Raw genomic sequence first — 11,633 nt, 5'->3', positions numbered from 1 at the left:
CATGGCAGGCTTGCAAAAAAACACTCCCGCGCCTGAAGACATCACGGTGCATGGCGCATCGCGCGTGTTGGAAGTCAGCTTTGCCGACGGCGCGAGTTTTCGCATCCCGTTTGAGCTGATGCGCGTTTACAGCCCATCCGCCGAAGTGCAGGGTCACGGCCCAGGCCAAGAGGTGTTGCAAACCGGTAAGCGTTTGGTGGACCTCGAAGGCCTTGAGCCCATTGGTAACTACGCCATCAAGCCCACCTTCAGCGACGGCCACGACAGCGGCTTGTTCACTTGGGAATACCTGTATTTCTTGGGCTCGGAGCAAGATCAACTGTGGGCCGACTACGAACGCCGCCTCAAAGAAGCGGGTACAGACCGCGACGCGGCCATGCCTGAAAAAGGCGGCGCGGGTTGTAGCAGCCACGCGCATTGATACCATTACCAATATGAGCAGCACACATTTCGGTTTCAAAACCGTCGACGAAAAAGAAAAAGCCAAACACGTCCGTGGCGTGTTTGACTCGGTCGCGTCCAAGTACGACGTGATGAACGACCTCATGTCCGCTGGACTGCACCGCGTGTGGAAGCGCTACACCGTCATGGTGGCTGACTTGCGTGAGGGCTCGCAAGTGCTCGATATCGCAGGCGGCACGGGTGACCTGTCGATGGCTTTTGCCAAGAAGGTTGGCAAAACCGGCTGCGTGGTGCACACAGACATCAACGAAGCCATGTTGCGCACAGGCCGCGACCGCTTGCTCGACCATGGCATGGTCTTGCCCACCTTGGTGTGCGATGCCGAAAAACTGCCTTTCCCTGATAACCACTTTGATGTGGTCAGCGTGGCTTTTGGTCTGCGCAACATGACCCACAAAGATGCGGCCCTGCGCGAAATGTGCCGCGTGCTCAAGCCCAATGGCAAGTTGCTGGTGCTCGAATTTTCCAAAGTGGCCAAGCCGCTTGAGAAAGCCTACGACTGGTACTCATTCAACATCTTGCCCAAGCTGGGCCAGATGATTGCGGGCGATGCGTCGAGCTACCAATATTTGGCCGAGTCCATTCGCATGCACCCCGGCCAAGAGGAACTGAAATCCCTTATGAAACAAAATGGCTTTGGCCATGTGGACTTTCACAACATGAGCGCCGGCGTGGTCGCGCTTCATGTTGGAATCAAGTGCTGAGATGTAAAAAACAAGACAACGACAACCGGAGATGACGCAATGAAGAAACTTTTGACAGCCCTTTTTGTGGTGGCCATGGCCTTTGCCACCATGCACGCTGAAGCTGCCAAACGCTTGGGCGGTGGTAAATCGATGGGCCAACAGTCCAGCAATGTGACGCAACGCGAAGCTGCCAAGCCTGCACCTGCTGCCACGCCCAATGCTGCGCCTGCTGCAGCTCCGCAAGCGCCCGCAGCACCAGCTGCTGCGCCTAGCCGCTTTGGTGGCATGGGCGGCATGCTCGGTGGTTTGGCTGCCGGTTTGGGCCTCGCTTGGTTGGCCCACTCCATGGGTTTTGGTGCTGAATTCGGTCAGTTCTTGATGTTTGGCGTGTTGGCCTTGGTCGTGATGATGGTCATTGGCGCCATCATGCGTCGCCGCCAACAACCCGAAGCCAGCAACACCAGCCCCTACGCCTTTGAAGGCGCTGGCGCCCCTGCCAACCCCAGCACACTGCCTCAGTACAACCCCAAGAACGTGGGCAACGACTCGTCAGCCCGTCCCATGGACACGCAAGCCAATTTCACACCTGCTGCTGGTGGTTCGATGATTGGTTCCGCTTTGGGCGGTAGCCAAACGTGGGGCATCCCTGCTGACTTTGACACCGCAGGCTTTGTCAACGCGGCCAAGCAAAACTTTATGACTTTGCAGCATGCGTGGGACCGTTCCGACATTTCCGCGTTGCGCACCATGATGACCGACAGCATGTTGGACGAAATCAAAGCCCAATTGGCTGAGCGCGAAGCCACAGCCAACGGCCAAGTGAATCACACCGACGTGGTCATGCTCGATGCACACTTGTTGGGCATCGAAGACGTGGGCAACAACTACATGGCCAGCGTGGAGTTCTCGGGTCTGATCCGTGAAGAGCCATCTTCTGGTCCCACACCGTTCCGCGAAGTGTGGAACATGACCAAACCCAAAGACGGCAGCTTGGGCTGGCTGGTGGCAGGCGTACAAGCCTTGCAATAAACCGGTTAAATCAGGGCGTGCCGAGAAGGGCGCCCAAACAAGGAATAATTGGGGACTATGGCAACACAGTCCCCTTTTTCTTGGTTGGCCGATGCAGCAGACACGCTGCGCGCCCAACTCCCCGCAGATTTCCCGCAATCGTTCACCCCGCCCGCTTGGGCTGTGGCTGAAGTGCAGCAGCGTGTGGTTCTCTTGTTAAACCACATACTCATGCAAGAGCCTGCGGCACGCGACCGCTTGCAACGCCAAAAAGGCCGCCAAGTGCAAGTGTGCTGGCGCGACCAAGTGTTTCAATGCGCGTTCACACCTGCAGGCTTGGTGGAGTTCATCACACCCGATGCAGGCACTAAAGCGGCCGACCTCGTGCTGCGTGTGAACGAACCTTCACCGTTTGAGTTGGCCAAGACTGTGCTGCAAGGCGAGAAGCCTGCTATTCGCATCGAAGGCGATGTGCAGCTGGCCGCCGAAGTTAATTGGCTGATCGACCACGTGCGCTGGGACCCTGAAGAAGACGTGGCCCGTCTCATTGGCGACGCACCTGCCCACACCTTGGTGCAAACCGCCAAGCGCATCGTCGATGCCCTGCGCAGCTTTGTGCAACAACAAACCGCGAAGGCCGCGCCATGATGACCCGTTTGCTGCGCGGTATTTATATTGTCTTCATCGTCTTGCGTTACGGCTTGGACGAGCTGGTGCTCACCAGTTTCCAAAAGCCGGGCCTGCGTTTGTTGGCCCGCATTGTGTCGGTGGGGCGCGATTTATCGGCGCCACGTGGCCAGCGTTTGCGTGAGGCTTTGGAGCACCTCGGCCCCATCTTTGTGAAGTTTGGCCAAGTCTTGTCGACGCGCCGCGATTTGTTGCCGCCAGACATTGCTGATGAGTTGGCGTTTTTACAAGACCGCGTGCCGCCGTTTTCTTCAGACGTTGCCGTGGGCACCATTGAGCGTGCGTTTGGTCGTCCGCTGAATGAAATTTTTGTGGAGTTCACGCACAAGCCAGTGGCCAGTGCATCCATTGCACAAGTGCACTTTGCGGTTATCAAAGACAGCAACGGTGTCACACGTGAAGTGGCTGTGAAGGTGCTGCGCCCCGGCATGTTGACGGTGATCGACAAAGACCTGAGCCTCATGCGCATGATGGCCGGTTGGGTCGATCGCCTCAGTGCCGACGGCAAACGCTTGAAGCCCCGCGAAGTGGTGGCCGAGTTTGACAAGTATCTGCACGACGAACTCGACTTCATGCGAGAAGCCTCTAATGCTGCGCAGTTGCGCCGCAACATGGAAGGCCTCAACTTGGTTTTGATTCCCGAGATGATTTGGGACTTTTGCCGTGATGACGTGATCGTGATGGAGCGCATGAAGGGCGTACCCATCAGTCAAGTGGAGAAGCTGCGTGCGGCGGGCGTGGATATCCCGAAGCTCGCACGCGATGGCGTGACCATCTTCTTTACCCAAGTGTTTCGCGATGGTTTTTTTCATGCCGACATGCACCCCGGCAACATCCAAGTCAGCTTAGAGCCCGCCACCTTTGGCCGTTACATCTCGCTGGACTTTGGCATCGTGGGCACGCTCACGGAAACCGACAAAGAGTATTTGGCGCAAAACTTCACGGCCTTCTTCCGTCGCGACTACAAGCGCGTGGCCGAGTTGCACATCGAGTCAGGCTGGGTACCTTCTGACACGCGAGTGGATGAGTTGGAGTCCGCCATTCGTGCCGTGTGTGAGCCTTACTTTGACCGCCCGTTGAAAGAGATTTCCTTGGGTCTGGTGCTCATGCGTTTGTTCCAAACCTCGCGCCGCTTCAATGTCGAGATTCAGCCGCAGCTGGTGTTGTTGCAAAAAACACTGCTCAACATCGAAGGCTTGGGCCGTCAGCTCGATCCCAATTTGGATTTGTGGAGCACCGCCAAACCGTTTTTGGAAACGTGGATGCTTGACCAAGTCGGCCCCAAAAAGTTGTGGAAGCAATTGGTGGCCGAAGCGCCGCGCTACGCCAAGCTCTTGCCCGAGTTGCCACGTTTGGTGCATGACTTCTTGAAGCATCGCCAAAGCAATGACAACGCTCAGTTGCAGTTGCTCATTCAAGAGCAGCGCCGCACCAACCGTTTGCTGCAAGGCATTGCGTGGGTGGGCGGTGGTTTTGTGCTCGGCATGTTTGCCATGCAGATGTTTGTGCGTCTGCACCATTACTTTTAATCACTAAGCGGAGTTGACCCGTGCTGCTCACACTCGTCATCGTCTACTTGCTGGTCACCATCGCCATTGGCTTGATGGCGGCCAAGCGCGTTCAAAACTCGGCTGACTTTGCCATTGCTGGCCGTCACCTGCCCATGGCCATGGTCATCACCACCACGTTTGCCACATGGTTTGGTTCTGAAACCGTGTTGGGCATTCCTGCCAAGTTTGTGAACGGTGGTTTGCACGGCGTGGTGGAAGACCCCTTCGGCGCTGGCTTTTGCTTGATCTTTGTAGGCCTGTTCTTCGCGGGCAAGCTTTACCGCATGACGCTGCTCACCATCAGCGATTACTTCCGTGAGCGCTATGGCCGCGTGGTGGAAGTGGTGTGCTCTCTCATCATCATGGTCAGCTATCTGGGTTGGGTGTCGGCGCAAGTCACGGCTTTGGGCCTCGTGTTTAACTTGTTGTCCGATGGCGTGGTCAGCCTAGAGCTGGGTATGGTCATTGGAGTGGTGTCGATTTTGGCTTACACCTTGTTTGGCGGCATGTGGTCGGTGGCCATTACTGATTTCATTCAGATGATCATCTTGGTGGTGGGCTTGTCTGTTCTTGCGGTGTTTGCTGCAGACCAAGCGGGCGGGGCAGACAAGGTGCTGGCGCTGGCCATTAGCCAAGACATGTTCAAGTTCTGGCCCGAGCCACAGCTCAAAGACATTTTGTTTTTCTTCGCTTCTGCCATCACCATCATGCTGGGGTCGATTCCGCAGCAAGATGTGTTTCAACGCGTCATGTCGGCCAACAGCATCAAGGCCGCCACGCATGGCCCCGTGATTGGCGGCATTTGCTACATCTTGTTTGCGTTTGTGCCCATGTTCTTGGTGGTCAGCGCCATGATCATCATGCCCGAGCAAGCGGCAACCTTGATTGCCGATGACCCACAAAAAGTACTGCCCACTTTGGTGATGACGCAAATGCCGTTTGTCATGCAGGTGCTGTTCTTTGGCGCGTTGTTGTCGGCCATCAAGTCATGTGCCTCGGCCACCTTGCTCGCGCCTAGCGTGACGTTCACTGAAAACATTTGGCGTCAGTTCTTTCCCCACCAAAGCGACCAACAAGAGCTGCGCGCCATGCGTGTGACCGTGTTGGTGTTCAGCATCTTGGTGCTGGGCTATGCCATTCGCATGCAAGGCACGTCCATTTACGAGATGGTGTCGGGCGCATATCAGGTGCCCTTGGTTGGCGCATTTGTGCCGCTGACCTTTGGCTTGTACTGGAAACGAGCCACCACGCAGGGCGCTATTTTTGCATTGACCTTTGGCTTGCTGACGTGGGGCCTGTTCTTGGCTACGCCAGCGGGTGACGAGTTTCCGGCCCAGTTGGTCGGCGTGTTGGCCAGTTTGACGGGCATGGTGCTGGGTTCTTTGGGCCCACAAGCCATTCGCAACGCCCACGCCAGCCACCACAAACTGGTGGGCGCGGCCTAAGTCGGCACTTCACGGACGAAAGAGGGCAGCGCAGGTGTCTGCCGCCCCTTGAAATAGGGGCTAGGCGCCTATAATTCAGGGTTTTACCGAACCCCCTCGCCATGCCAATTTACGCCTACAAATGCGGGTCCTGCGGTCATGCCAAGGACGTGCTACAAAAAATTGCGGATGCTCCGCTGACGGATTGCCCTGAATGCGGCAAACCCACGTTTTCCAAACAACTCACCGCCGCGGGCTTTCAGCTCAAAGGCTCGGGTTGGTACGCCACCGATTTCAAAGGCGGCTCGGGTGGCACGTCTGCCCCAGCCGCTACAGCGAGCACGGCTGCCGCAGCCGCGACCAGCGACAGCGCTACTGCCAGCACCAGCTCTAGTAGCAGCACGGACACCGCTTCTAGCAGCTCCGCCACGCCAGCCGCTTCGGGCGGTTGCGCCACAGGCTGCGCTTGTCACTGATTTTTCAAAACCACAAAGCTCTTCATGCCGATTAAAAAATACCTGCTCGCAGGCCTCTTGGTCTGGACACCCTTGGTCATCACTGTGGCGGTCTTGAGCTGGCTGGTGGGTTCATTGGACAGCGCGTTTCTAGGCACGCTGACCAAATTGCACTTGGTCTCACCCGACATGATTTATTGGCTCGATCACGTGCCAGGTTTGGGCGTGATCTTGTTGGTCTTGGTTTTGTTGCTGACGGGCGCTTTGGTGTCTAACGTGGCTGGCCGTTGGTGGGTCAGGCAATGGGACCGTTTGTTGAACCAAATCCCCATCGTCAAGTCGATTTACTCCAGCGTAAAGAAGGTATCAGACACCTTGTTCTCCGATGGTGGCAATGCGTTTCGCAAAGCCTTGTTGGTGCAATACCCACACAGTGGTACATGGACCATCGCTTTTCAAACGGGTACACCGATGGGTGAAGTGGCCAGCAAACTCGATGGCGAGTTTTTGAGCGTCTATGTGCCCACCACACCCAACCCGACCAGCGGCTACTTTTTGCTGGTTCCCAAAAACGATGTCATCGAGCTCGATCTCAGTGTTGACGAAGCTCTGACGTATGTGATTTCCATGGGCGCTGTCTCTCCCAGCGTTCCCGCCCTCAAAGAAAAGAGAAACTAAAAATGGCAATGCGCTCCCACTACTGCGGTCTCGTGACCGAAGCCCTCAATGGCCAAACCGTGAGCCTGTGCGGCTGGGTCAACCGTCGTCGTGACCACGGTGGCGTGATCTTCATCGACTTGCGTGACCGTGAAGGTTATGTGCAGGTGGTGTGCGATCCAGACCGTCCTGAGATGTTCAACGTGGCCGAGAACGTGCGCAATGAGTTTTGTATCCAAGTCAAAGGCTTGGTGCGCGCCCGTCCTGATGGCACGACCAATGAAGGTTTGAAGAGCGGCAAGATTGAAGTGTTGTGTCACGAGCTCATCGTGTTGAACGAGTCGGTCACGCCTCCATTCCAAATTGATGACGACAACTTGTCTGAGACCACACGCCTCACACACCGTGTGCTCGACCTGCGTCGTCCGTACATGCAAAACAACCTGATGCTTCGCTATAAAGTGTCAATGGAAGTGCGCAAGTACCTCGATGAAAACGGCTTTGTCGACATCGAAACACCTATGTTGACCAAGAGCACGCCCGAAGGCGCGCGCGATTACCTCGTGCCTAGCCGCGTGCACGATGGCCACTTCTTTGCGTTGCCACAGTCGCCACAGTTGTTCAAACAGCTGTTGATGGTGGCGGGTTATGACCGTTACTACCAAATCACCAAGTGCTTCCGCGACGAAGACTTGCGCGCTGACCGTCAACCTGAATTCACCCAGATTGATATTGAAACCTCGTTCTTGAGCGAGGAAGAAATCCGCGACATGTTCCAAGGCATGATCAAGCGCGTGTTCACCAACACCATCGGCGTGGACCTGGGCGAGTTCCCCGTCATGACTTACCAAGACGCCATGCACATCTACGGCTCTGATAAGCCAGACCTGCGCGTGAAATTGCAGTTCACCGAAGTGACCGATGTCATGGGCGATGTGGACTTCAAAGTGTTCTCAGGCGCTGCCAACATGAAGGGCGGCCGCGTGGTGGCCCTGCGCGTGCCCAATGGTTCTGTGGAAGGTGGCGGCATCAGCCGTGGCGAGATCGACGCGTACACCGAGTTCGTCAAGATCTACGGTGCCAAGGGCTTGGCCTACATCCGCGTGAACGAGTTGGCCAAGGGCCGTGACGGCTTGCAGTCACCCATCGTGAAAAACATCCACGACGCAGCTTTGGCCGCAGTGCTCGAGCGCACAGGCGTACAAGACGGCGACTTGATTTTCTTCGGCGCAGACAAAGCCAAGATCGTGAACGACGCCATCGGTGCCTTGCGCATCAAGATTGGCCACAGTGAGTTCGGCAAGAAGAACGGTTTGTTCGAAAACCGTTGGGCCCCAATGTGGGTGGTCGACTTCCCGATGTTTGAGTTTGACGACGAAAGTCAACGCTACACCGCCGTGCATCACCCCTTCACCGCGCCCAAAGACGGCCACGAAGACTGGATGGTCACTGCGCCCGAGAAGTGCATCTCCAAGGGCTACGACATGGTGTTGAACGGTTGGGAAATGGGTGGCGGCTCTGTGCGTATCCACCGCGCCGACGTGCAACAAAAAGTGTTTGACGCTTTGAAGATCACGCCCGAAGAAGCCCAACTCAAGTTCGGCTTCTTGCTCGACGCCTTGCAATACGGCGCGCCTCCACACGGCGGCTTGGCCTTTGGTTTGGACCGCATCGTCACGTTGATGACCGGTGCTGAATCCATCCGCGACGTGATTGCCTTCCCCAAGACCCAACGCGCTCAGTGTTTGCTTACCCAAGCACCGAGCCCTGTGGACGAGAAGCAATTGCGCGAGCTGCACATTCGCTTGCGCAACTTGGATGCAGCCAAGGCCTAACATTGGTTCAATGGCACTTCGGTGCAAACGACAAAGGCTCCCTCGGGAGCCTTTTTTATATTTGCGATTTAGCGTGGTGTGTCTAAGTTGAGCACGCTCGCCAGTGGCAAATCGTTGGGTGCTTGGTAATCCGCCACGATCCATGCGCGACTAGTGTGCTCGGCTGCTTCTTGGAAGAACTCATGGATGACGCGAACCGATGCCAAGTCGAGTGCGGCAAATGGCTGGTCTAGCAAGGTCACGGTTGCACCTGATGCCAAAGCCGCCACCACCATCACCTTGCGGCGACTGCCGGCTGACAGCATGCTGAGGCGTTTGTCGAGGTGTTGGGTCATGCCGAGTTCTTCGGCCAAGTCTTGCAGCAGGTCTTGGTTCCAGCGCGGGTAGTGCGCACGCAAGGCATCCCAGCAGGCTTGCACGGTGATGTCATCATGCGTGGCATCTTGCAGATCGACCCAAAACACGCCACCTGCGGGTGTGACGACTTGGCCCGCTGCCGGATGAACATCGCCTGCCAGCAAACGCAGCAGGGTGGTTTTGCCTCTGCCTTCATCGCCGCAGATCCAGCCCACGCCAGAGGGCCATGCAAAAGACAAGTTTTGAATGGGACCACACGTGAGGTGGTTGACTTGGATGAGCCATGGTGCAGACATGGTTCAATCGTATTCAATCTTTGGTGCGTTTTTAAACATGAAAGTCCTTGTTTTATTTCTTCAATACCAATGGGCTAGGATGAACGAATACCTATGACAGTTTCTAAATTCCCCTCCCTTGAATTTCATTTGCCCAAAGGCAACCGCCACTTGGCCTATAGCTCGGTGGGCGATGCCAATAGCCCGCATGTGTTGTTGTGTTTGCCCGGCCTGTTAGAAACTCGCGCCACGTTCGACCCGCTGCTGAAAGCCGCTGATGGTTTACAAGGCTTGCGCGTCATCAGTGTGGATTTGTGCGGACGTGGTGATTCCAGCCCTCTGCCTGGCGACAAGGGCTACACCATGCAGGTGTACTTGGAAGACATCGTGCAATTCATTCGCCACGAGCTGATGCCCGATGGCAAGCCAGTGCCGCACATCGAGGTGCTGGGCACCAGCATGGGCGGCATCTTGGCCATGTACTTGGCGCATGAACAAAGCAACCACATCCGAGGTTTGTTCTTCAACGACATTGGGTTAGAGCTGCCGTGGATGTCCATCTATGGTTTGTACGACGGCATGAAGAAAGAAGGCCGCTTGCCCACGCCAGAAGAGATGGCTGACAAGTTCAATGTGAGCATCGGTGCTGTGCTGGCGGTGCAGTCACCCGCGCACTTTGATTTGCCGTATCGCAAAGACTGGAAGGGCATGAAGTTCGGTCACTTGCTCAGCGACTTCAAGGGCCCTGTGCGATTGATGCATGGCAGCGACTCGGGCGTGTGCACGGACCAACAAGTCAAAGGGTTGCAGCGTGAGTTTCCTAAGGCGCAGGTGCTTGAAGTGGCGGGTGCTGCGCACCCTGTGCCCTTCAATGCCATGGTGAATCAGTTTGTCTTGCAGTCACTCAGCTTGGCTGTTGTGGCGCCTGTCAAAGTCGCGGCCGTGCGCGAAGTGCCTGTGTCACCGACGGTGCAGTTGGCCATGCCCTTAGACGCGCCTGAGCCCGTGGCGGAACCCGAGCCTGTGCCTGCTCAGCCATCGGCAGCGATACCTCCTCAGCAGCCCGTTGCGCCGCGTGTGGGCTTGTTGGGTTTGATCAAGCAGCTGCTAGGCGCCACAAAGAAGTAACTTCTTTGGCGCGTGCCGCGTGCAGCGGGTCCGTCTCGTCGCTGACTTTGCCGTGACGCGGCTTGATGTCATGGCGATCCACCAGCTTCAACCCTGCTTCACTGATCCAACAAATCAGCTCTTCACGCGTGCGCAGCCCCAAGTGCTCGGCCAAGTCCGACAAGATGAGCCAGCCTTCGCCGTTGGGGCTCAAGTGCTCACGCAAACCACTCAAGAACCCACGCAACATGCGGCTGCCTTCGTCGTACACCGCGTGTTCAATCGGCGAGCTCGGACGTGCAGGCACCCACGGCGGGTTGCACACCACCAAAGGCGCTTGGCCTTCTGGGAATAAATCGGTTTGCACCAACTCGACTTTGTCGATGCGCTGCAAGCGTTGCAGGTTCTCGCGCGCGCAGGCGAGGGCGCGTGGGTCTTGATCAGTTGCGATGATGCGCTGCACACCGCGTTTGGCCAACACCGCAGACAACACGCCGGTGCCCATGCCAATGTCAAACGCAAGGGATTTGTCTTGGATGGGTGTATTGGCCACGAGGTCTACATACTCACCACGTACCGGAGAGAACACGCCGTAGTGTGGGTAGATGCGGTTGTTGGAGGCGTCACCCAAGGCGGTAATTTCCACGCCTTTTTTGCGCCACTCGTGTGCGCCCACCACGCCCAGCAGTTCTCGCAACGACACCATGCAGGCTTCGCCATTGGCGGGGCCCCAGGCTTCCGTGCATGCTTGTTTCAAGTCAGGTGCGCGGCGCAGCGGAATGGTGTAGTCGCCTTCCATCGGCACGATGACCATCGCCAAGATGCGGGCGCGTTGACCCAAGACTTGACGGTGTGCATTGAATGCTTGCACCGGTGTGAGTGCTGCCTCAGGTTTTTTGCTTTTCTTCGGCTTGCGCTCGGTGCGGCGGGCCAAGGCTTGCAGCAGTTGGCGTGCGTTGTGAAAGTCCCCTTGCCACAACAACCCTGTGCCCTCGCAAGCGAGTCGGTAGGCGGTATCGGCCGACAGGGTGTCGTCAGCGGCCACCACACGACGTGGGGCGGCTGCGCCGCTTTCGGCGCGCCAAGTGGGTAAGTTGTCGAGTGGGGTGAGCATGGCGGCATCATAGAGG

Annotated in this window: 12 protein-coding genes; 10 read left to right on the top strand and 2 right to left on the bottom strand. The window is 56.8% G+C overall.

From position 1 onward, the window contains the following. Position 1 precedes the first annotated feature (1 nt). From LINBF2_RS10990 to aspS, 9 genes are all read left to right on the top strand, one after another. Positions 2-421 (top strand): DUF971 domain-containing protein, encoded by a 420-nt coding sequence (locus LINBF2_RS10990; protein ID WP_281888877.1) that lies wholly within the window; start codon positions 2-4, stop codon positions 419-421. A 13-nt stretch (positions 422-434) separates the two neighbouring features. Further along, positions 435-1,166 carry a bifunctional demethylmenaquinone methyltransferase/2-methoxy-6-polyprenyl-1,4-benzoquinol methylase UbiE gene (ubiE, locus tag LINBF2_RS10985; RefSeq protein WP_104796961.1) on the top strand — a complete coding sequence of 244 codons (732 nt, stop codon included), beginning with the start codon at positions 435-437 and terminating at the stop codon, positions 1,164-1,166. 39 nt (positions 1,167-1,205) lie between these two features. Next, positions 1,206-2,177: a Tim44-like domain-containing protein gene (locus tag LINBF2_RS10980; RefSeq protein ID WP_281888875.1), complete on the top strand. Its 972-nt coding sequence runs from the start codon at positions 1,206-1,208 to the stop codon at positions 2,175-2,177. A 57-nt stretch (positions 2,178-2,234) separates the two neighbouring features. Then, positions 2,235-2,804, top strand: a complete 570-nt coding sequence (locus tag LINBF2_RS10975; RefSeq protein ID WP_281888873.1) for a hypothetical protein — start codon at positions 2,235-2,237, stop codon at positions 2,802-2,804. Further along, the gene (ubiB, locus tag LINBF2_RS10970; RefSeq protein WP_281891328.1) at positions 2,804-4,372 is read left to right on the top strand and encodes a ubiquinone biosynthesis regulatory protein kinase UbiB; all 1,569 of its coding nucleotides are present in this window, start codon (positions 2,804-2,806) and stop codon (positions 4,370-4,372) included. The genes LINBF2_RS10975 and ubiB overlap by 1 nt, the downstream gene beginning before the upstream one ends. 20 nt (positions 4,373-4,392) lie before the next feature. Then, on the top strand, positions 4,393-5,838 hold the full coding sequence (locus LINBF2_RS10965; protein WP_281888871.1) for a sodium:solute symporter family protein: 1,446 nt from the start codon (positions 4,393-4,395) through the stop codon (positions 5,836-5,838). Between the two features lie 101 nt (positions 5,839-5,939). Then, positions 5,940-6,293, top strand: a complete 354-nt coding sequence (locus tag LINBF2_RS10960; RefSeq protein ID WP_281888869.1) for an FmdB family zinc ribbon protein — start codon at positions 5,940-5,942, stop codon at positions 6,291-6,293. A 24-nt stretch (positions 6,294-6,317) separates the two neighbouring features. Next, the gene (locus tag LINBF2_RS10955; RefSeq protein WP_281888867.1) at positions 6,318-6,950 is read left to right on the top strand and encodes a DUF502 domain-containing protein; all 633 of its coding nucleotides are present in this window, start codon (positions 6,318-6,320) and stop codon (positions 6,948-6,950) included. Between the two features lie 2 nt (positions 6,951-6,952). Then, the gene (aspS, locus tag LINBF2_RS10950) at positions 6,953-8,764 is read left to right on the top strand and encodes an aspartate--tRNA ligase (RefSeq protein WP_281888865.1); all 1,812 of its coding nucleotides are present in this window, start codon (positions 6,953-6,955) and stop codon (positions 8,762-8,764) included. A 68-nt stretch (positions 8,765-8,832) separates the two neighbouring features. On the opposite strand, the gene LINBF2_RS10945 is transcribed toward aspS, so the two are convergent. Next, a complete protein-coding gene (locus tag LINBF2_RS10945; RefSeq protein ID WP_281888863.1) occupies positions 8,833-9,417 on the bottom strand; it encodes an ATP-binding cassette domain-containing protein in 585 nt (194 codons plus the stop codon). 93 nt (positions 9,418-9,510) lie between these two features. Between LINBF2_RS10945 and LINBF2_RS10940 the strand changes: the two genes are divergently transcribed. Beyond that, positions 9,511-10,524, top strand: coding sequence for an alpha/beta fold hydrolase (locus LINBF2_RS10940; RefSeq protein ID WP_281888861.1), 1,014 nt, complete (start codon positions 9,511-9,513; stop codon positions 10,522-10,524). Here LINBF2_RS10940 and LINBF2_RS10935 read toward each other — a convergent pair. Further along, positions 10,493-11,617, bottom strand: a complete 1,125-nt coding sequence (locus LINBF2_RS10935) for a class I SAM-dependent methyltransferase (protein WP_281888859.1) — start codon at positions 11,615-11,617, stop codon at positions 10,493-10,495. The two genes, LINBF2_RS10940 and LINBF2_RS10935, sit on opposite strands and share 32 nt — an antisense overlap. Positions 11,618-11,633: the final 16 nt, after the last annotated feature.

It is taken from the genome of Limnohabitans sp. TEGF004 (genome assembly GCF_027924965.1).
Classification (GTDB): domain Bacteria; phylum Pseudomonadota; class Gammaproteobacteria; order Burkholderiales; family Burkholderiaceae_C; genus Limnohabitans.
The sequence above is the reverse complement of the archived record's forward strand: the minus strand, read 5'-3'. Positions and strand labels throughout refer to the sequence as shown.

Bases quoted from the DNA above. Each gene is read 5' to 3' on its own strand.
- LINBF2_RS10990 (WP_281888877.1), top strand. From the start codon at position 2: ATGGCAGGCTTGCAAAAAAACACTCCCGCGCCTGAAGACATCACGGTG.
- ubiE (WP_104796961.1), top strand. From the start codon at position 435: ATGAGCAGCACACATTTCGGTTTCAAAACCGTCGACGAAAAAGAAAAA.
- LINBF2_RS10980 (WP_281888875.1), top strand. From the start codon at position 1,206: ATGAAGAAACTTTTGACAGCCCTTTTTGTGGTGGCCATGGCCTTTGCC.
- LINBF2_RS10975 (WP_281888873.1), top strand. From the start codon at position 2,235: ATGGCAACACAGTCCCCTTTTTCTTGGTTGGCCGATGCAGCAGACACG.
- ubiB (WP_281891328.1), top strand. From the start codon at position 2,804: ATGACCCGTTTGCTGCGCGGTATTTATATTGTCTTCATCGTCTTGCGT.
- LINBF2_RS10960 (WP_281888869.1), top strand. From the start codon at position 5,940: ATGCCAATTTACGCCTACAAATGCGGGTCCTGCGGTCATGCCAAGGAC.
- LINBF2_RS10955 (WP_281888867.1), top strand. From the start codon at position 6,318: ATGCCGATTAAAAAATACCTGCTCGCAGGCCTCTTGGTCTGGACACCC.
- aspS (WP_281888865.1), top strand. From the start codon at position 6,953: ATGGCAATGCGCTCCCACTACTGCGGTCTCGTGACCGAAGCCCTCAAT.
- LINBF2_RS10945 (WP_281888863.1), bottom strand. From the start codon at position 9,417: ATGTCTGCACCATGGCTCATCCAAGTCAACCACCTCACGTGTGGTCCC.
- LINBF2_RS10940 (WP_281888861.1), top strand. From the start codon at position 9,511: ATGACAGTTTCTAAATTCCCCTCCCTTGAATTTCATTTGCCCAAAGGC.
- LINBF2_RS10935 (WP_281888859.1), bottom strand. From the start codon at position 11,617: ATGCTCACCCCACTCGACAACTTACCCACTTGGCGCGCCGAAAGCGGC.